Source organism: Bacillus norwichensis (genome assembly GCF_014836955.1).
Classification (GTDB): Bacteria; Bacillota; Bacilli; order Bacillales; family Bacillaceae_C; genus Siminovitchia; species Siminovitchia norwichensis.
This window is the reverse complement of record NZ_JACSPV010000005.1, coordinates 39,552-60,616: the sequence shown is the minus strand read 5'-3', so window position 1 is coordinate 60,616 and position 21,065 is coordinate 39,552. Positions and strand designations below refer to the sequence as shown.

General features: G+C 35.8%; 13 protein-coding genes and 2 pseudogenes. 5 read left to right on the top strand and 10 right to left on the bottom strand.

The window, feature by feature from the left end:
* Positions 1–1,024, bottom strand: a 1,024-nt coding sequence (locus H9631_RS04315) for an N-acetylmuramoyl-L-alanine amidase (protein ID WP_191810273.1), incomplete at its 3' end; no start/stop codon positions are given.
* A gap of 562 nt (positions 1,025–1,586) precedes the next feature.
* Between H9631_RS04315 and H9631_RS04310 the strand changes: the two genes are divergently transcribed.
* Both H9631_RS04310 and H9631_RS04305 read left to right on the top strand, forming a co-directional pair.
* Positions 1,587–3,665, top strand: coding sequence for an Ig-like domain-containing protein (locus H9631_RS04310; protein ID WP_191810271.1), 2,079 nt, complete (start codon positions 1,587–1,589; stop codon positions 3,663–3,665).
* Between the two features lie 247 nt (positions 3,666–3,912).
* Entirely contained in the window at positions 3,913–6,063 is a 2,151-nt protein-coding gene (locus tag H9631_RS04305) for an N-acetylglucosaminidase (RefSeq protein ID WP_191810269.1), read from the top strand.
* Positions 6,064–6,165: 102 nt separating this feature from the next.
* On the opposite strand, the gene H9631_RS04300 is transcribed toward H9631_RS04305, so the two are convergent.
* The 4 genes from H9631_RS04300 to H9631_RS04285 all read right to left on the bottom strand — a co-directional run bounded on the left by H9631_RS04300 (position 6,166) and on the right by H9631_RS04285 (position 11,042).
* A complete protein-coding gene (locus H9631_RS04300) occupies positions 6,166–7,230 on the bottom strand; it encodes an LCP family protein (RefSeq protein ID WP_191810267.1) in 1,065 nt (354 codons plus the stop codon).
* An 87-nt stretch (positions 7,231–7,317) separates the two neighbouring features.
* Positions 7,318–8,370, bottom strand: coding sequence for a CDP-glycerol glycerophosphotransferase family protein (locus H9631_RS04295; protein WP_225220856.1), 1,053 nt, complete (start codon positions 8,368–8,370; stop codon positions 7,318–7,320).
* Between the two features lie 112 nt (positions 8,371–8,482).
* Complete coding sequence (gene tagD, locus H9631_RS04290) at positions 8,483–8,881, bottom strand: glycerol-3-phosphate cytidylyltransferase (RefSeq protein WP_191810263.1); 399 nt, start codon at positions 8,879–8,881, stop codon at positions 8,483–8,485.
* A gap of 304 nt (positions 8,882–9,185) precedes the next feature.
* Positions 9,186–11,042, bottom strand: coding sequence for an LTA synthase family protein (locus H9631_RS04285; protein WP_191810262.1), 1,857 nt, complete (start codon positions 11,040–11,042; stop codon positions 9,186–9,188).
* Between the two features lie 545 nt (positions 11,043–11,587).
* On the opposite strand from H9631_RS04285, the gene H9631_RS04280 reads away from it, so the two are divergent.
* Together H9631_RS04280 and H9631_RS22805 are read left to right on the top strand one after the other, a co-directional pair.
* On the top strand, positions 11,588–12,352 hold the full coding sequence (locus H9631_RS04280; protein ID WP_191810260.1) for a DUF4372 domain-containing protein: 765 nt from the start codon (positions 11,588–11,590) through the stop codon (positions 12,350–12,352).
* A 107-nt stretch (positions 12,353–12,459) separates the two neighbouring features.
* Entirely contained in the window at positions 12,460–12,540 is an 81-nt protein-coding gene (locus tag H9631_RS22805; protein ID WP_404801713.1) for a hypothetical protein, read from the top strand.
* A 696-nt stretch (positions 12,541–13,236) separates the two neighbouring features.
* On the opposite strand, the gene H9631_RS04270 is transcribed toward H9631_RS22805, so the two are convergent.
* The 3 genes and pseudogenes from H9631_RS04270 to H9631_RS04260 all read right to left on the bottom strand — a co-directional run bounded on the left by H9631_RS04270 (position 13,237) and on the right by H9631_RS04260 (position 16,684).
* Positions 13,237–13,518 (bottom strand): CDP-glycerol glycerophosphotransferase family protein, encoded by a 282-nt coding sequence (locus H9631_RS04270; protein WP_191810258.1) that lies wholly within the window; start codon positions 13,516–13,518, stop codon positions 13,237–13,239.
* Positions 13,519–13,665: 147 nt separating this feature from the next.
* Positions 13,666–13,989 (bottom strand): annotated as a pseudogene (locus tag H9631_RS04265) (adenylyltransferase/cytidyltransferase family protein); the annotation flags it as partial.
* Between the two features lie 274 nt (positions 13,990–14,263).
* On the bottom strand, positions 14,264–16,684 hold the full coding sequence (locus tag H9631_RS04260) for a CDP-glycerol glycerophosphotransferase family protein (RefSeq protein ID WP_191810256.1): 2,421 nt from the start codon (positions 16,682–16,684) through the stop codon (positions 14,264–14,266).
* 323 nt (positions 16,685–17,007) lie between these two features.
* Between H9631_RS04260 and wecB the strand changes: the two genes are divergently transcribed.
* Complete coding sequence (wecB, locus tag H9631_RS04255) at positions 17,008–18,150, top strand: non-hydrolyzing UDP-N-acetylglucosamine 2-epimerase (RefSeq protein ID WP_191810255.1); 1,143 nt, start codon at positions 17,008–17,010, stop codon at positions 18,148–18,150.
* Positions 18,151–18,209: 59 nt separating this feature from the next.
* Here wecB and H9631_RS22280 read toward each other — a convergent pair.
* Both H9631_RS22280 and H9631_RS04240 read right to left on the bottom strand, forming a co-directional pair.
* Positions 18,210–19,176: pseudogene (locus tag H9631_RS22280) on the bottom strand (transposase); the annotation flags it as partial.
* Positions 19,177–19,306: 130 nt separating this feature from the next.
* Positions 19,307–20,872: a glycosyltransferase family 2 protein gene (locus H9631_RS04240; RefSeq protein ID WP_191810251.1), complete on the bottom strand. Its 1,566-nt coding sequence runs from the start codon at positions 20,870–20,872 to the stop codon at positions 19,307–19,309.
* Positions 20,873–21,065: the final 193 nt, after the last annotated feature.

The following is a 21,065-nucleotide window of genomic DNA, read 5'->3' as shown; positions in this document are numbered from 1 at the left end:
TTTTAAGAGATCCCAGTGAACTGTACGCAGTAGTGTTCCCAGATCGAACATTTAAAGAGTCAGCTGTGACGATAAAAGTGCCGCTGGCTTTTGACACTTTAATTTGATTAGTTGGCGGAGCAGGCTCCGATGCTGGTTTAGCTTTTAAATAAGCTCCGCTGACAAATCCAGTTTTTCCTTTATAAGTAAATTGATACCACTTCTTGGGAGTGACCCCTGTGACGTTTATCTCTTCATTCTTTTTCAGAGTTCCGATCGTCGGATAATTTGTTCCGTCACCAGTCCGGACATTGAGCGAATCTGAAGTTACAATGTAAGTTCCTGTTGCTTTTGAGACAGTGATTTCTTCTGTGTTAGAATTATTTTCGTTAGACGTTCCCCCTCCGACGTTCCCTTTTTCAGGGAGAGCCAAAGCATTGGCAACACCTGTTGAGATAGCTTCTGAGATATCATTTAAAAACTCTTCATTTTTTAATAAAGCAGCATCAGATTCATTGTCAATGAAAAGGATCTCAAGCAATATGGAGGCCATCTTCGATTCTCTTAATACATGAAAGTTAGCTTTTTTCTTTCCACGGTTATTTTTTCCATATTCTTCAAGAACCTTACTGATTTCTTTATTAACCTCGTTTTGTACTTTTATATCTTCAGATGTCGCATTTTTATCATGGATATAATCCTCATAACCGCTTCCGCCAGCCGCATTGATGTGAACGGATAAGAAGAGGTTAGCGCCCCAGCTATTGGCCATATTAGTCCGCTGATTCAATGATATGTAAACATCAGAAGTGCGAGTCATTTTCGTCTGCACAACATAATTGTTGAGCAGATTTTGGTTGATTTTTTGAGCAATTTTTAAGGTGAGATCCTTTTCGCGCAATCCATTCCCCGTTGCGCCCGAATCACTTCCGCCATGACCTGCATCAACGATAACCTTCTTTGCGGATTGGGCGTCAGCGCGATTTCCAAACAGAGTGAAAACTAATCCTACTGCCAACAAAGCAAAAAATAGCTTATTCTTCATTCATACACCTCATTAAAATAAAGTTCCATATTGGTAAAAGTAAACTTGCTTGTCATATTAGCTTGTCATAAAAAACAACACCTCTAATAACCTTAGTTTCTACTCTTTTTATTATCGGCAGATCATAAGATGACTTTAGTCTGATTAATCTATCTGTGAAATTTTACTATTTTATGCGTTTAAGATAGAAAAAAGTATGTCATATAGAGAGTGTTATTTTTGGCAAATCAATCACTTTCGCAATCATACAGGCGTCAGTATTTACGTAAACATCGAGCTTTTTCCTGTTTAAAAAGAGTTCGTTATAATTTTCAAATAAATATATACAAATGGTTAGAAAGGACCTAATATAGTAATAGTTACCTATATGAGGGAGGAGAAAGAACGATGTTAAATCGAAGCAAGAAGATGTAGAAGCAGCCCCATAACAATTTTTCAGGAGCGTCAATATCATACACTTCAAAAAAATAGAAGCTGAGGGTGTAATAATAAAAAGGTTCAAGCATAACTAGTTAACCAGCCAATCGTTTTATGAAAATGAAGATGAGAGAAGGGTCTATGAATGAAAAAGAGTATATGGATAAAAGTCGTATTCATTACTACGTTATTTTTATCTTTTGCATTAGGTAATACGGCAGATGCTGCCAATCAAAGCTCTATAGGTGATGGTACATATACAGTTGGGCAGGATATTTCTGTGGAGCTAAGTAAGCTCAGCATCTCAAAAGGGGAAGCCGATATTTCCATCAAAAGAGGAGATATCGAGTTGTTGTCTGAAACCCTTGATGGCACTCAACACTACTCTCCAAATCAAGTGACTGCGAGTTTAGAAAATGGTGATAAAATCGAGGTTCTACTCCATGACGGGGCAGCAAATATAAGTGTCCAGGAAATCCCTGAATTGGATTTAACACAGATTCCAGGTGGCTTCTATGAGATCGGAGTCGATATTCCAGAAGGAACTTACACAATAAAAAGCAATAAAGATGAAGGAGCCTCTGTTGATATTTTAGATAGCCAATACAATAAGAAGGATTCTATTGATGTAGATTTTGCTGAAGCTGTTGATCAGGAGTTTTCAAAAGGTGACAAAATTTATCTTTACGGTTTAACAGGGACGGTAAATTTTGAAGAGGAAATAGTCGTACCTCAAAGCATTTCTCTCAATAAGTCCAGTTTATCCTTAAAGGTAAACAAAACTGCAAGCTTAACCGCTACTGTTCAACCATCCACTGCCGAAAATAAAGAAGTCAGCTGGTCAAGCAGTGATCCAAAAATCGCTACAGTGGATCAAAAAGGAAATGTTAAGGCGCTAAAAGCAGGCAAGGCTACTATTACGGCTACGGCAAAAGGTGATGCTTCTGTTAAAAAGAGCATTCCAGTCACCGTAACAAAAGTTATTCCGACTGGGTTAAAGTTAAGTAAGTCAACTTTAAATATTGCAATTAAACAGACGTATAAGGTCAATGCAACAGTAACCCCGGCGGATGCGGCGAACAAGTCGGTCGTTTGGAAAAGCTCAAATGCAAAAGTAGCTACTGTTGATTCAAAAGGAAATATTAAAGGGATTGCCAGCGGTTCTGCTACAATTACTGCCACTACTAAAGATAACCCAAAAGTGTCGAAAAAAGTAGCAGTAAAGGTCTCGCCTAAAACAGTAAAATTAGACAAAACTAGTTTATCTTTAATTGCGGGTAAGACGGCTACATTGAAGGCAACGGTTTCTCCATCGGACAGTACAGATAAGGGTGTAACGTGGAAATCATCCAATACGAAAATTGCGACTGTGAACAGTAAAGGTAAAGTAACGGGAAAATCAAAGGGAACAGCCACAATAACTGCGACTGCCAAAGGTGCAAAATCAGCTCAGGCAAAGGTGACCATTAAAGCACCGATTGCGGCAAAATCTATTAAACTCAACAAAAAATCGGCGACCTTAAATAAAGGAAAAAGCTTAACATTAACTGCTACCATTAGTCCAAAAAACACCACTAATAAAACAGTGACATGGAAATCATCCAATACAAAAGTGGCAACTGTGAATAGTAAAGGACAAGTAACAGCAAAAGGTGCGGGAACAGCCAAGATCACGGCCAAAACGAGCAATGGCAAAACGGCGACAGCCACGATCACCGTACCTTACGTAAAAAATTTAAGTGCGGGAACTTGGAAAGCAGGAACAGATATACCTGCTGGGCGTTATCTGATTACGACCAAGTCGGGGAGCGGTAATTTGGTGATTACCATGAAGTCATACGACCGTTTTGTGAATGAAATTCTTTCGAGTAAAGATGATGGGTTTGGTGTCACTCACGTAGCGACTGATATTAAGGCCGGAGATAAAATAGAGATTATGGGTTTAAATAGTGTCCAGTTTACGCGTGTAAAAAATGTAAAATCCAATACGCTGCATGCAGGATACTGGACAGTCGGCAAAGACATATCACCTGGGAAGTATAAAATTACAACCCCAAGCGGAAATGGCAATTTAATTGTTCATAGGGGGAGCCGATTACTTGTAAATGAAATTCTTACAAATAAGTCTGATGGATTTGGAGTAAGAAGTGTGACAACTACACTTAAATCAGGGGATAAAATCCAGATATCTAGTTTAAACAAGGTGAATTTTACAAAAAAATGATGCAAGGAGGACGCCTTCTAATGGGCGTCTTTTTTTATCCATTAAAAAGATTCCGTTCAATCTACTTACTATACGCACAAGACACACTTATTTATCTCTCAGCATATTAATCAACTAAACAAGAAACGTCTAACATAGGAATTTGCCAGACATGTTATAATTAGACAATACTATTTCCAGTATTGGTATAGTACAGGAATTAAATGTAATTTTCCTATATAAAAAACTTATTCTCAGGGGGGAACAAATGAAAAAGCTATCTGCCATTTTTTTAATAATGTTAATTTTCTTTTCTTATCCAAGCCCGTTACACGCTGAAGTAGCCAAAGGAACCCAATCTACTGTTGAGAAGAAAATAAGCAAACTTGGTCATATAAACAATTCTAAAGTAAAAATCTATTCAAATTTACAATTAAAGTCATTTAAAACGGCTGGTTCCAAATTTACAAACCAAGTCTATTACATTAAAAAACAAGCAACTATAAAAAAAGAAATCTATTATTTAATTAGCAATCAACCCAGTGATACAAAAGGTGTGTTTGGCTGGGTAAAAGCTAAAGACATGTCGACTCGGCAGCATAAAGGAGTAGACAAAAAGAAAAAGACGCTTTATGTAAAAGGAACCGGGAAAGCTTTTAGTAAAGCTTGGGGTGGAAAAAAAGACTATGTATATAACAACTTGTCCAAATATAAAAATCGCTCTTTTCAAGTCCATTTGACCGAAAAGGTTGGAAACAATTTGTGGTACCGAGGGACGCTTGATGGTAAAACAGTTTGGATCTTGGGCAGCGATGTTGTACAAGCCAAGGAAAGCAAGACAAGCAAACTCGGCCATATCAAAAATTCAAAAGTGAGAATCTATAAAACGCTTGGTTCTCCATCTTCAATAGCTGCAGGTTCAACATATACCAACTTTGTTTATTACATAAAAAAACAGTCGATTATTAATGGAACCACCTATTATTTAATCAGTAAACAACAAAGCGATACAAAAGGCACGATTGGTTGGGTAAATGAGAAAGATTTATCAATAAGATTACATAAACACTTGGATAACTCAAAAAAGGATTTATATATTAAGGGAACTGGCAGTGCCTACAGCAAAATATGGGGCGGCCGGAAGGAACTAGTGTATAGTGATTTAAAACAACATACAGACAAAGTATTTAAGATAAATCTTGCTGAAAAGGTTGATAATGATGTTTGGTATCGGGGGACCTTAAATAGTAAAACGGTCTGGATTCACTCTTCGAAACTAAAAGAAAGTAAGAATACATCTACTCAAAATAACATGACTCTTAAAGAAGCCGTTGATATTCAAATGAAGCAAAAACCGCAAACGGATAAGTATCGCGATAAAAATGCTTTTGTTCACAAGGACTATATAAAAATTGAAAAGTCCGGAGAAATTATAGGGAATGAAATCGCCCTGCGCACTTCTCCAAAACTTGGAGATAATGTGCATACAACTCTCAAAAATAAAACCAAGGTAATGATTTTGGACACGGTCACCGGAGACCAATCTGAAGGAACCAACAAATGGTATAAAATAAAATATAACAATAAGGAGCTTTATGTAGAGTCCTCTTTGGTGGATCTAAAATCGACCACAGCTTCTGCCACATCAAATGTGGATGTTATGGAATCGGCAAATACAAACAGCCATGTATATGCGACCCTTGGAAAGGGAACTGAGGTCATAATTGTGAACGAGGGAGAAACCTGGCATGAAATTCAGCTTGGGACATGGAGAAACGCAAAGGCAAGTGACGTGGAACAATATTTAAGTCCAAACAACAACAGCCAGTATCAGCATTTACTATTATCTTCAAGTGCGGGTGTGTCTGCCGCTGAATTAAATAAAGTATTAGCTGGCAAGGGCATCTTGGACGGCCTTGGCAAGGCCTTTCTTGATGGTGGAACAAAACACAAGGTGAATGAAATATATTTAATTTCCCATGCGTTTTTGGAGACTGGTCAAGGGACATCGCAATTGGCTGAAGGAATTGAAGTAGGAAAGGATCAAGAGGGTAAAGCTGTACTTGTTACTTCCGAGAATCGAAAAAGCTTAAAGGAGATTAAAAAGGTATATAATATGTTTGGAATCAAGGCGTATGATTCCTGCCCAAACACTTGCGGTGCTGAGCATGCATATGAAAAAGGGTGGGATACACCTTCCAAGGCTATTATCGGCGGTGCAGAGTTTATTGGAAAACAGTATATCCATAATGAGTACAAACAAAATACCATCTATAAAATGAGATGGAACTTTGCTAATCCATCAAAGCAATATGCGACAGATGTTGGCTGGGCTGTAAAACAGACTTCAAGAATCGAGTCGATCTATAAACAGTTGGATCATACAAATCTGGAGTTTGATATTCCCAAATTCAAATAGAAACTAAAAGAAAAAGGCATCTAAGGTCAAGGGAAGCTGACCTCAGATGCCTTTATTATTTCGGAAAACAAGAGCGGTAGAAAATGAGACATTCCGCCGACTTTATGGAGCCTGTTCTAACGTTTCATCCTGTTCCTGTTCTTGTTCTTGTCCAGTCGGTTTGGCCATCTCAGTATTATCATAAGTGGCAATGTCCAGATGTTCTTTCAGCTTGCCTTTGACATCCGCCAGGCTATCTTCATTAATCTGCCAGTAATAAATATTCTGTCCCTGGCTGTTCATGATTCGTGTATCTTCACCCTCAAGTGTATAGGATTCAATGCTCAAATTGCCGGAAACAGCGTAATCAACAAAGGCTTTAATTTCATCGAACGTCATATCCGTTCTCATATTGTCACCGATCGCATCAATCACTTTTCCATATTTGGTTATTGAAGCTCCACTGGCAGCTTTTGCCGCAATGGCTTTCATGATCTCCTGCTGGCGTTTACCACGCTCAATATCGTTGTCCAGCTTTCTGGTTCTGGCAAGTGCCAAAGCCTCTTCGCCATCCAGCTTTTGCATTCCGGCTTCCAGTGAAATAGCACCAGCCTTGTCCTTAGAATTCTGTTCTGAGAAGGCATATGGAACATCCACATCTATGCCGTCTAAAGCATCGACAACAGCCATGAACGCTTCAAAGTCAAGACGAACATAATAATCAACAGGGATATCCAATAATTCCTCAACAGTTTCTATAGTGGCACGAGGCCCGCCGTACTTGTGGGCATGGTTAATCTTTGTGCTATAACCAACCTCTTTGATGTAGACATAAGAGTCACGAGGAATCGTCAACAGCTTCACAGACTTTTCCTTTTCATTCAAAGTGGCGAGCATAAGGGCATCGGAACGGGCATTATCGGAAAAACCACGTTTTTCACTCTCATCGATACCAATAAAAAGAATCGAGACATTATCAATGTGAGGGTCTACCTTTTTATCACGGAGATCAGATTTGCCACGATCATCAAAAAAGGCTCCGCCCATCATGTTCTCAGCTTTTTTATATAAGTATGTGCCATAAGAAGCGCTTACTGCTGCAACAAGCAGCAAAGGAAAAATCGCAAACCAAAATATACGCCTTCTGCGCTTCCGCTTTTTAGTTTCTGTAGAATTATGTCGTCCCATTTGGGGTGAACTCCTTTTCAATTAGAGATACGCTATTCTCTATCATACTATCATTTCACTCAACCGTACATACCTTTCATTAGAAAATTACCCTCTACTAATTGTTTCTGCACTTTTGTTTTTCGAGTAAATAGCTTGAATTAAGCGTATACTGGAGGTTCCTGTCGAAAATTCATTCCACTCATTTGCAAATTTCACAATTTGGTCATAATTATACTTGTTTGTTTGAATGGCTTCAACAAGCTCTTTTGAATTATAAACTACTGGACCTGGAACAAGCTGTTCGTAAGGCTCCCAGAAGCCACGGGACTTACCGTATTCCTCCAAATCGTACGCGAAGAAGATCATGGGTCTTTGTAAAAGCGAAAATTCAAAAGGAATGGAGGAGTAATCCGAAATTAAAAGGTCGGTTACTACCAACAAATGATTGATATCCGGGTAGTCGGAAACATCATATACAAAGTCTGGATATTGATTAGCAAAATCATAGTGGACAGCAGGATGAAGTCGCAACAATAATATATATTCATCTTTTAATTCCCGATACATATAGTCAATATTCAGCGGAAGGGACGTAATATTGAAATCACCCTCACGATAAGTCGGGGCATATAAAATGACTTTTTTCTCTTGAATGATCGGATATGTCTTTTTTAAAGCAGCTACGGTTTTCTGTAGGGCCTGCTCTTCAAAAAAGAAATCTGTCCGGGGAATTCCAGTTCGAAGAATATTTTCTTCTCTTATCCCGAAACTTTCCCGATAGATATCCGCCATTCTTTCGCCGCCGACAACAACATAATCGAATTTGCTATATACCCTTTTAAAGCGTTCAATCGCTTTAGGTGATCGACCTGCATTGGAAGGATCCTTAAGGCCAAATTGTTTAATCGCACCCGCTGCATGCCAAAGCTGGATACATTTCACATTCGGTTTAAATTTTACTGAAGCCAAAAAACCGAAATAATTGTCGATAAAAATCATATTTGACGTCGCTAAATGATAAATCGAACGTATCCAACCCCAAAAATGTCTCAACTCAAAATTCAATTCAATTCCATCGAAATTTACCCGACACGAATCAGTTTTTAACACAACAATTTTTTCATCAGTTTGCTTTTTCAGTTCTTTTAACGTAAACAAAACATTGTCCCCAAAGGAAGCAACGAAAGTTGTTTTCTTCTTTTGGGGACAAATGCTGAATATTGTAAAGAAAAAGCGAAAAACAAACAGATATAACTGAATTGCAACTTCCCTAGCCATTGTTTGCCTGGTTTAAATCATTCTTAATTTTTGTTGTTGAGATACCAACAGTCCTTGGAAGGTAAACAACATCGCAATATTCTTTTAAGAAGTCGAACTTCCCTTCCCAGTCATCACCCATTACAAAAACATCGACATCATGATTTTGAACATCTTCGACTTTTTGCTCCCAAGTATGCTCAGGAATGACCTCATCTACATACCGAATTGCTTCCAAGATCGCCTTACGCTGCTCAAAAGTGTAATAAGCCTTTTTCCCTTTTAAGGCATTAAACTCGTCAGATGAAATGGCCACAATCAAATAATCGCCGTATTCTTTTGCGCGGCGTAAAATATTGATATGCCCTGTATGGAGTAAGTCGAATGTTCCATACGTGATTACTTTTTTCATTATAGACCCTCCGTTAATAAGTAGGTACTATATCAATCGATAAAAGTCCGTCTAAATCCTCATCACTCATTATACTTGATTTATTTAAAAATAAAAACCACACTTTTAAGACCAAAAGGCCATACACTGAGAAGTTGTATGATTTTAAAGGTAGTTCGGCTGTAATCCGTTCGCTAGTAGCTTAATAATGAATTTCGCATAATATCACCCACTAGGTGAGGTTGCTAAATTCACCTAATGGGTATTATACCTGATTTCACCAGCTTTTGTGTGAATTTCAGATGAATTTTGACACGGTTTCAGGTCATTTCTTGTCAAAAGTGAAAAACTGATCCGGTAACCAATCGGCTCCAAATAATGCATCATAAACAATGCTTCTGTAATCATCCACCATCTCAAGAATGTCGTTTTCTAAGTTTTCATCCATAACTTTGCCTTGGTCTGTTACGACGAAATTATTCCCAATCCTTTTTACACCTTGATCTAATAACTCATCCATCAATCCTTGAAAAGGTGTTACAAAATAGTTCCCTTCTCTTAATAAAACAGTCGTAAAAAATATTGGAGATATACCATCTAATTTTAAACCTCCATCACTTCGACCATGATTCATATAAATAAACCATGGTGTTTCATGAAGTTGGTCATTCGGAAACTTCTCTTCAAAGCCTCTAAACAAACTTGGAAAATGATCTCCATATAGTAACAGATTTATTTTTTTATCGGAAGAAGCAAACTCCTTTACAAGCTGCTCTATAGCTTCATCCGAGGCTCTTAAACCTTGAAGATAATTTACTAATCCTTTCGCTTCACTTTCAGGATAAACATTAAAGTTAATCTCCGGTCGATAGTCCATATCTGGAATCTCTCCCGTATATGGTGAATGATTTTGCATAGTTAAGGCATGAATAAAGCCAACCTCATCATCACTCGCGACCCTTAACAAATCTTTATGGAATTCTTTATCTGCTACCCTCTTATGAGTCCCAAGTTTTCCTGTATGCTTAATTCCATTTTCTAAATATAAGAAGTTATCAAAACCAATAGCTTTGTATACAGAAAGCCTCTTATATAGGTGGGCTGTATACGGATGAATGGCCACTTTATCCTTTTGATAAAAATTCAAAACAGTATGGTGGTTCTTCGACTGGACATAGAAGTCAGAATAAGGTGTAACCGACAATGGTTCATTAAATACTTCTAGACTAAAAGAAGTTAAAACTGACCATTCTATATTTGCAGTTCCTCCGCCAATATACTGACTGTACATCTTTCCACCGATATGATCTTCTATCATTTTAGAAATATTTGGAGTTGGCGTTTCGTTTTTTATTAATCCAGGCAATTCAATAGGATCAATTAATGTTTCGCTTAAATAAAAAATTGTTTGGGAATCTTTCAATGAATTATCTCTATTTTTATTAATTTTTTCTGCTATTTTAGTATATTTATCGTTGATTCTATGCATGTTTTTTTTATGATAATGAGCTGGTTTATTCATATAATTAGGTTTAACTGTTTGGATAAAACTGGGAATAAAACCATTCTGCTGAGCCCGTAAAACAGGGTTCCAATTATGGACGTGTACCTCTTCATATTTCAACATGTATTTATTATAAATGCCTGGCTCTGTGAAAATGATGAATAACGGGATAAGAGCAATTAAAAGAATCCCAACCCTAGTCCTAATCCCTATTTTAAAATTCATTTTTTTGGATATTCCTTTACTGATGAAATGAAGAATAGCAAGTAGTGAAATAACCGATATAACAATGAGTAAAGCCATTCCAATTGGCACATCAATAAAAGATAATAGTTCCTTAGGCGATCCAATTGTCTGCAATTCCTTAAATGTAATAAATTCATTTCTCTCTTTCACTTTAATTTGATTTGCAAAGACAAGGGCACCGAAAAGTAAATTTGTCATTAATATACTTACAATAAAAGTGCCAAATATTGCATACATAATTAAGAAGATAACAAAAACAAATGAAACCCCATTGTAAAAAGATTCATTCACACTAAAATTTGTATCCATAGAAAAATCTACAAATAAACTTTTATTAAGCCATTCAACTATCACAGTAGAATTAAGTCCCATAACTATACAAATCAACAAAAAATATAAACCTAAAATAATCTCCTTTTTCCACTTAGACATCTTTCTTTCACTCTCTCGAAACATAGTTATAAAATTTAGTTAGAATAAACAAGATATTTGATATAGAAACATCCACTTAAAAATAGTTTAAATATTAATTAAGATAGGTATTGTATCTCCTACTTTTTATTGGAATAGTTTTAAATACTACAAAAAATTCTGTTTTATATTTTGATAATTTTCTGAATGATGACCAGTTCCTTTTATGATTGATAAACTAAGTTGGCTAAGGGTTCAATTGATTAATGAAGCAATTTCATAAACACCTTCATTTGACTGCAGTACTTTTTTATAAAGTTGATTCATAGTCGAAGCCCAAGAGTGTTCAACAAAGGAAGTGATCTTCTCATTAGCCTTGCGATATATGGCAAATAAGGAGTAATAGTGAATCTGAGATTACAAATAAATAGTACATAACCCCTATTAGAAACCACTAGTGTTGCATACGATTATTCCAAAGTTTAGACACATCTGAAAAAGAAAAAATCCTTTATAATGGACGGATAGGTGATAGCCTGTCCAAATCCATTACAAAGGAAAACCCTATGGACAAGCATACACTATTCACGTCATTTGGTAAATGGGTTAATCCCATCACCGATCAATTATTTGGTGATGGAGCTTTTCAAGTCCCACAAGATCTATATACAAAGAAACTAACTACCACAAGGTGTTTGCTTTTGTTCCTGTATGCCCAGCTACAAAAATGCGGGGGGTTAAGGGCCATCAGCGACGATCTGCTCATGAAGGACTTTCAAAAAGAATTGGGTTTGGATTTCATCAGTGCTTCACAGCTTTCCAGAAAAAACAGGCAGGTTGAACCCGTATGTCTCTTGCACATCTGGCAATCCCTGACACAGCGCGTTCGTATGGTATCTTGCGGGCGAAAAAGGCACATTTCGGTAAAGCTTCTTGATTCATCGACGATCCCACCTAGCCTTAATCTGTATGAGTGGGCAACGTTTCGTTCGACCAAGTCAGCCCTTAAGCTCCATTTACTGGTTGAGTTTATAAATGAACAAGACATCCAGCCGGAAAAATTGGCAGTGACACCAGCTGAATGGTCCGATGTGCTTGAAGCCCCACGATTTATAACAGAACTTGGTGTTACTCATGTGATAGACCGGGGATATTATGACTTCCAGCTGTTTGATCAGTGGTGCCATGATGATATGTTCTTTGCGACCAGGGTTAAATCCAATACCGTGGTGGATATCAGGGACTTAATCTATGATGATCTGGAGCAAAACGGTTTCCGTGAATCCTTAGTTATCATAGGCTCAGCCCAAAAGAAATGGACAATCACTTAAGGCTGGTTGAATTTTATGATGATACCGGAAAACTGTATCAAATCGTCACCAACCGTTTTGACCTGTCGGCAAAGGATATTTCTGAACTCTATTGATCCCGTTGGCAAATTGAACTGATGTTCAAATGGATGAAGCAGTATCTGCAGGTAAACCATATCCATGGCCGAACGGAACAGTCTGCTTTCTGACTTTGATGAACTGTTGGAAATTCTTCAGCCTACATAAGGAAAAGTCGACCGTCCCTCTAGTCTCCGATACTCAATTTACATATTTCACCAAATGGACATCGTCACCTTTGTTCGGAATAATGAGATAAATAACTTTAACTTTTTAATGCAACACTAGTGATTAGAAAGACGATTAAGAAATATATGTAAATTGCTACCAATAGTTTAATCTTTTATTTTGTGCCTGAGTCTATGCTCAATATTAAGTTAATTGCTGATTCAATTGATCTTAATCTCTTACCTTTTTTCATGTGTACACCTGCAAATTATATCATTAAACATTATAAAGGCTAATGAATATTTATGTATAAGTCAATTAAGTGTTGGTAGATATTTTTTCTCCAATTTTGTCATGAGCGTTGTTAAAAAACAAAAGTATATCCAAACAGTGTTTAATTTTAGATTGGATATTCAGTTATATATTGATGCCGAATGAGAAAAAAGAGTCACAGGGATTTAAAGGTGGTCTTCCCTCTTGTTTATTACAATATAATTAAATAAGAGGAACAGAGATTTTGTTTTCTCGTATTGTCTGTCTTATTAAAGTATTTTTGCTACTATGATTTCGAACTTCTGAGGCCGCGGATTATTAACCCAGTTCATGTTCCAATAGAGTACCTGTATCTTATCAACAAGGAGAGGCAGAAGGTAATATAGCTACGTAAAATCAAAATGGGCAGCAGGATGAAGCCGCAACAATAATATATATTCAACTTTTAATTCTTGATACATTTCCTCGATATCAAGTGGAACGGATGACACATTAAATTGATTCTCACGATAAGTCGGCGCATATAAAATGACTTTTTTCTCTTGAATGATCGGATAAGTCTTTTTTAAAGCAGCCGTGGTTTTCTGTAGGGCCTGCTCATCAAAAAAAATCTGTTCGGGGGATTCCGGTTCGAAGAATATTTTTTTCTCTAATCCCGAAACTTTCACGATCTGTCTGCCATTTCAACTTTTTTAACTAAACAAAACATTGCCCCCAAAAAGGGGAGCAACGAAAGTTGTTTTCTTCTTTTGGGGACAAAAGCTGAATATTGTAAAAGAAAAAGCGAAAACAAGCAGATATAACTGGATGGAGGTTGGAAGATAAACCACATCGCAATCTTCTTTTAAGAAGTAGAACTTTCCTTTCCAGTCATTACTCATTATAAAAACATCGACATCATGCTTTTGAACATCTTCGACTTTCTGTTCCCAGGTATGCTCAGGAATCACCTCATCTACATAGCGAACTGCTTCCAAGATTGCCTTGCGTTGTTCAAAAGTGTATTAAGCCTTTTTTTCTTTCAAAGCATTAAACTCGTCAGATGAAATAGCCACAATTAAGTAATCTCCATATTCTTTTGCTCGGCGGAGTATATTAATGTGTCCTGTATAAAGCAAATCGAAAGTTCCATACGTAATTACCTTTTTCTAAGGAAAAACCTCCATTAAATTGTTGAAGGATAAAGAAAAACTTACAAACAATTATACTAAATTTTTAAAGAATTACATATAAAAAAACAGTGAGAAGAAAAATTGAGTTGTCTAAAAAGCCCTTAAAATAAACCAGTTGGAGGAAAACATATTTTTTTGAAGTGACCCAAATGTTCAGGATAGAGATAAAAAAGCTGTTTAGAAAATAAGTGAATACTTATTTTCTAAACAGTCCCATAAAAAAGTCAACGTTCCATCATTCTTAAACGATATTTTCGTCTCTTAAAAAATTTACAATCCTTTCGGTATTTTTTCTATCATTAAATTCATTGATTTTTAGATATTTTTCTTGGTATTCTTTTTCTAAGAAATAATTTTGATCTATTGCTTTCTGTACTAAATTCATTAATTCCTTCGAACTATAAGCTATTGGTCCAGGTGCATTTCTATCATTAACAGGAGGGATTGCTTTATAATTCTGGATTAGATAGTCCTTTTCTTCCCAATAAAAAATAGGATAGGCACCTCTAAAAATTCCATCATATATGGCTGAAGAATAATCAGTTATAAAAACCCTTCCTTTTTTCAGGGCATCAGTAGGGTTTTTACTAATAATATGTTTGTATTTGGGCATATTTTCATAGATGAATTGAGAAAATTTATTATGAGGGACGATTAATAGCCTATCGATTAAACCTCTTTCTTCGAACGAATCCACTACTTTCATTATCGATTTATAGTATGAAGTTTTCTCAATATTGTTATTGTATACTAAGCTTTCTTCCCAGTAGCGATACGTAGGCATGTAAACAATTTTATCCGCATCTTTATCTAAGTATGCATAATCTAAAGTTGCCAATCCAGTTAAGATCAAATCTCTGTCATCGTAGCCCATTTTATAAAACTCATTTGCTTCTAATTGTGAACTAATGACTGATTTGTACATATTATATAGGTTTTTTCCTTTATGAAACCCAAAAGCCATGGGATTATCTACAGGTTTAGCAAACATTATACCATGTTGAAGAAAAATAAGAGGCACAGACATTATTTTACTACGAATACTATCTATATATAAGCGGTCATTTAGTAAATGGTTTGATAGTTCACTAGAAATAAAATAATTTGCACGGAAAATATTTAGGTAGTGTTTAAAGCTATATTTTTTTATTATTCTATCTCTGTATTTTTCTTTTAAAGATACATATTTATCAGAGTGTTTGTTAATTATATAAAAGTTCTCGGAAGAACGGGGGTTATGAGACATTACATTTTCAAAGACCCTAAATCCTGATTCATCTGCCCTCTCACTTTTCTTTTCAAAATAAAGGTTAGTGTTTCTTCCGCTCTTAGGAAAAATCTTCGCAAAGAACTTTGCAAAATTAATTTTTATTCTGTTGGTTAAAGTATATTCTTCGCTAAAAGGCACTAAAGTCACGGTCAAATTTCCATTAAGGTTCGTTCTGAGGACCAGTAATTGTTTTCCCCATTTTTTAAAAGCAAGGGTTTTTGCTTTTTTATCCTTGTGTTTTCTTCTAAGGTTATGGATTATAGTTTCGTTGTCGCCTACATATAAATTATTATGAATTTTATCGTTAATAATAAGGGATTCAATTGGCACTTTAAAATAACCAAACCTTTGAAGGAACTTTATAGATTTAAACGGTCTTACGAAGTTTCCTAGTTTGTGATTGTTAGAGTGTAAATATAAGCTTTCATATACACCTTTTGCTTGGTGAGCGTAATGAGTATACCTCCCTGCAAGGATCACATGTTTCTTTGTTAAAAATACCTTTAAATTAGGGTGATGACCAGTAACTTTATAAGGTGATCCTCTCATAATAAAGATATACTTTGTACTAGTATAAATATAGTACTTTACTTTATTTATATAAAAAATGCACAAGATATTTTGTTTTTTTGCTCCTTGTACAGCCTCTATATTAAATAATTTGTGTTTTTTACCTCTTATCACTTTTTTAAAATTAATATCAGTGCTCTCAAATTTATTACGTATTTCTATAATGTTATTATCAATCAAGTTAATATCTATTTCGTCATGCTTTCTCTCTATAGTTAATATCACTTTTTGTATTTGAAATTCTTTTCTAAATAGATCGTAGGTTATTACTATATTATATATATCATAATTGGCTGTGGCTATAACAGTATACCGGAAATCAATTGTAGTAAATCCCGCATCATAATGTATTCCATAACGGTTAACAGTCTCAGTTAAAAAGTCTTCAATAAAAAAAATAGCTTCTCCATCTGTGTTTTTTAGAACGAGTCTAGAAGAACCATATTGAACAAGTTGAACTTTTTCATCATAAAAGTTATTAATTTTATAGTTGAACCTATCATTACTTCTAGAATAGTTTCCAATCTCAACATTCTCCAACACTGTGTAGGCCATGTTGTTTTTAACATACATAAAAAAAATTTTTTGAGGACTTGGTTGGTACTTTAACAAGAGCTTATCTGTTGTCTCATAGGGGTGAACAGCCTTGGGCATGTCAATATTGTTTAAAGATAATTCTGTTGTAATTAATTTGTTGTCTTGTTTAAAAAAGACTTCAATATATTGGTCATTATATTCAAATACTTCCAAAGAAGTATCAAAGACCTTAATTAAGGAAACCTCATTGTTTAAAGTTTCCAAATAAGTATCAAGAGTATTCATATAGACACCTCATCTCCTAGAAAGCAAAGTTAACATAAAACTTCTATGAAAATATGTCATTAATATTGTTTGTAAGTTAGTTACTTTGATAAGTATACAAGTTGAACATAAAAAAAACAACGGAAGTAGTTCTTTATACCTATTAACAAAGGAATAAGTAAATTTCAACTGATTTTATCCAAAATGATCTGTATATTATACTTGTGTCATATAGGAAATCTCAATAATGTTAATAGGTCTGATATTTGTTGATCATTTTGAAAAAAGTATCAACATGTTATATGATATCGATAGTAATGTTACAGGTAAAGGATGATAAAAATATGCCTAAAAAAATAAAAGTAATGACAATTTTCGGGACAAGACCTGAAGCAATTAAAATGGCTCCGCTTGTACTTGAATTACAAAAGCAATCCGAACATTTTGAGTCTATTGTTGCTGTAACAGCTCAACATCGGCAAATGCTGGATCAGGTACTCAAAATATTTAAGATTCAACCTGATTTTGATTTAAATATCATGAAAGATCGCCAAACACTGGTAGATGTGACCAAGGCCGCTCTAGAAGGACTCGATCGTGTGATGAAGGAAATTAAGCCGGATATTGTTCTGGTTCATGGCGATACATCTACTACTTTTGTGGCTAGTCTAGCTGCCTTTTATAACCAACTCACTGTTGGTCATGTTGAAGCAGGCTTAAGAACGTGGAATAAATATTCTCCATATCCTGAGGAGATGAACCGACAACTAACCGGAGTTATAGCTGATCTTCATTTCTCTCCTACTCGGCAGGCGGCTAATAACTTGATAATTGAAGGAAAAGAAAAAACAAATATATTTATCACGGGAAATACTGCAATAGATGCTCTTAAAACAACAGTAAAAGATAAGTATGATCATGAAGTCTTAGAAAAGATAGGCTCTGATCGGCTTATTCTTCTAACCGCTCATCGTCGAGAGAATCTTGGGGAACCAATGAGGAATATATTTCGTGCTATAAAGAGGCTGGTCGAAGAATTTTTGGACATTCAAGTAGTGTACCCGGTTCATCTTAATCCGACCGTTAGGGAGCTGGCAAAGGAAATTCTCGATAATAACCCAAGAATTCACTTAATAGAACCATTAGATGTCATAGATTTCCATAATTTTGCAAGTAGATCATATTTAATATTAAGTGATTCTGGAGGTGTCCAAGAGGAAGCACCTTCTCTAGGGGTTCCGGTTTTAGTGCTTAGAGATACAACGGAACGACCTGAAGGAATCGACGCAGGCACCTTGAAATTAGCTGGTGTTGAAGAAGAAAAAATATACCAATTAACCAAGGAACTATTAACTAATAAAAACTGTTATGAAAAAATGGCTAACGCTGCAAATCCTTATGGTGATGGAGAAGCATCTAGAAGAATTTTAGAAGCTATTAGGTATTACTTTAAAGAAACCTCGGATAGACCAGCCCCTTTCATTTGAAAATCTAAATAGGGAGTGCTGAACGAATTAAATAAGTGCTGGTTCATCTTCACCTTCAAATAAAAAATATCGTTGGATAAACGCCGAAAAAGAAGCCGGATCCGGCGTTCCAGGTTCATCACTAGGAATTGTAACGCTATGACCGCTTCGCTCGTTTCTGGAAGGCGTGCTTGAATAAGGCCAAGCCGGTGATGGCGCTTACCTTCCCCAAAATTGCCTACTACTGCGTTGCGTTCTGCTGAATCCATTTGTGCGATTCTTTTTTGTTCGCTTTGATCCTTCTTTGATGAACGACCAAGTGGCGGCCCACTTAGGCGGATACCCTTCATCTTACAGTAATCCCGATTCTCACGATTTCGGTATATCTGATCGGCCAGTACAGCTTGGAGGTAATATCCGTAACGTTCTTATAATTTTCAATGGATTCTTGTTAGGTAAGTGCTTCGTTGTAGGGATCCTAGCTCATTTTTCTATTAAAGCGTATCCGTTCACAAGACTAATGGCAACTTTTGAACCAAACTCTACATTGGCTTTTGCCTGCCCACGTACAATGGGACGAACATGTGGCTGACTGATATTTACAATACGATCGTCTACTCGGTGTGAACGGTTTGTATAGATTTCCTGTTGTTGGCCAAACAGTTCAGAAATAACGAGAAGTTGTTTGTACTCCTGTTTATTCAAGGTATTCAAGGAACTTTGATCTTTGAGTCGACCAATAATTTGAAGATTTCGTTTCACATACCTAAGTTGTTGCCCCACTGTTTTTCGAACCTTTTTCTTATTTACACGTCGCTGCTTTGCGATCGCCAAATAAGCTTTACGTGCCTTTTGGCGATAGGTGTGTGGTTTCTTTTGTTTCTCCTGATTCGGTGCATGAAGCACGTCAATAATGTTTTCTAATTTTTCACGTGCTTCGTTCAATAGGTTTAGATTAGTAGGATAGGTAATGTCAGCGGGTGCACAGGTGGCATCCAACAATAATTTTCCTTGATAGCTTCCAGCACTCCCACTGGGGCAATGCTCCTTGGTTTCCGAATAGTTCTAATCTAGAGTTTGATATTTCGAGATTTAAATAAAAGTAGAGACGCCACGATTCTTTTAAAAGAAACAAGGCGCCTTTACTTATGTAATGGCCAAGATGCACTCGTAACCATCATTTAATACTTATAGCAAAGTTGTCTCCTACTGTAGTATAAAAATCAATTTTTTTATCATCATAATTTATGATCCTTCTTGCATCCATTTTGATGAACAGCTTTTTATATACAGCATATTTGATGAACGTTGCATAGCTTGATGAAGATAGTTCCACTAATTGTCCATACGGGATTTTTGTTTCATAAGCATGGTCTTGCAGGTGTCGTATGGGTAATTCAATCTCGTTTAATTCATTGTCCCTTTGGCGAATAGCGAAGGAGTTAATTTGATTAATTTCGTCCCCGTATATATTAAAACGTAGTACTAAATGCTCCTTTTCCTTCAGTGAGGTTGTATGATAAGCAAGCATATTAATTCTTGCAAATTGATATTTATCATTGAATGGAAGCCGATAATACGGCAAACCATTTTTAATGATAGTTTCTTTTGTATGGTCCTTAAGGCTCCAATCTATTAAAGTGACAATGTCGTCGAATCGTCCTTCTCTAAATAAATCCACTAGGACTTTATGCCACGGCTCAAAAAAATTTTGGGTGAAGTTATAACGTAATTCATTCGTCGTGTTTAAAACTTCGGAAAATTTTTTGAAGTATTCTTCCTTATTGTTGGATTTTAAAAAGTGATTTCTATTAAACAATCGTGTTATGCAATCAAACTCGTATAGTCTATTTAAAACCATTTTTTCAACTTTTTCCGGGAGTTGCTTTTCAATCACATATTTGATTACTTTGATATTTGTATCTGTTTTTTCAAAAATAGAAGTCGTGGTGGTTAAGCTCTTGTTATCTTTTAATCGGTTTGCATAATAAATAACTTCTTTTGATGTTGAAATTGAAGAGCAATTTGTAAGAACATCAATAAAGAATTGCTTATCTTCCGCAAATTTCATATTTGGGAATTTGAATTTATTTTCTTTTATAAAACTTGTCTTCATCATTCGTGCTGTTGGGCCTAGATGTTGAAATAAGTGAGGAATGCTGTAAGGATCGATGTGATCTCTTGTTTCACAGTTATTGTATTCCCCGACAATATTCATTGATGTATCTGTTACTTGAATGGTCTTCCCTATAGCATAATTATCTCCGGTTCTTTCTAAAGTTTCATAAAGGATCTCCAGGCCACTTTTATTGAACCAATCGTCAGAATCAATGAAAGTGATATATTTGCCAGCTGCCAATTCAATGCCTATATTTCTCGGAATGGCTGGCGATCCAGTATTGTTTTTTAGGAAAACTGGAACAATATTCTTATACATCTCAGCGTACTCCAGAATAATATTGCGAGAACTGTCAGTCGATTGATCATCCACAATGATCAACTGAATATTCTCAAATCCAATCGTTTGATTAACGACTGAATCGATGGTTTTCTTCATTGTTGCCTCAGCATTATAAACTGGCATAATGACAGTAACTTTATAGTTGCTATTTGGATTTAAAGAGTGAATATAATATCCTTCTTTATTATAATTAAATTGATAATTTGAAATTTCGTTCTGATCTTTTTTAGTTGTTCTTGTTTCTTTACCAGCATGTGAAAACAGCCAATCTAAAAAGCTCATTTTTTTCACTTCCCCCTATTACCAATCGTCAATTTAGTATACTGCTTTGCCTCCGCCGAATGCAAGGTAATCTCTAAATTAATTATATCCGTTAAATTGGTCTGGTAAACTTTTAAATGCTCACACTTCATTGATTACAATGCTCTATTTAGTATATAATTTTGGCTGTAGGTTTTTTGAGAGGAGCCGTATC

Excerpts from the sequence above, each read along its gene's own strand:
- H9631_RS04280 (WP_191810260.1), top strand. The coding sequence starts at position 11,588 with ATGGACAAGCATACACTATTCACGTCATTTGGTAAATGGGTTAATCCC.
- H9631_RS04285 (WP_191810262.1), bottom strand. The coding sequence starts at position 11,042 with ATGTCTAAGTGGAAAAAGGAGATTATTTTAGGTTTATATTTTTTGTTG.
- H9631_RS04260 (WP_191810256.1), bottom strand. The coding sequence starts at position 16,684 with ATGAATACTCTTGATACTTATTTGGAAACTTTAAACAATGAGGTTTCC.
- H9631_RS04240 (WP_191810251.1), bottom strand. The coding sequence starts at position 20,872 with ATGAGCTTTTTAGATTGGCTGTTTTCACATGCTGGTAAAGAAACAAGA.
- wecB (WP_191810255.1), top strand. The coding sequence starts at position 17,008 with ATGCCTAAAAAAATAAAAGTAATGACAATTTTCGGGACAAGACCTGAA.
- tagD (WP_191810263.1), bottom strand. The coding sequence starts at position 8,881 with ATGAAAAAAGTAATCACGTATGGAACATTCGACTTACTCCATACAGGG.
- H9631_RS04300 (WP_191810267.1), bottom strand. The coding sequence starts at position 7,230 with ATGGGACGACATAATTCTACAGAAACTAAAAAGCGGAAGCGCAGAAGG.
- H9631_RS04305 (WP_191810269.1), top strand. The coding sequence starts at position 3,913 with ATGAAAAAGCTATCTGCCATTTTTTTAATAATGTTAATTTTCTTTTCT.
- H9631_RS04310 (WP_191810271.1), top strand. The coding sequence starts at position 1,587 with ATGAAAAAGAGTATATGGATAAAAGTCGTATTCATTACTACGTTATTT.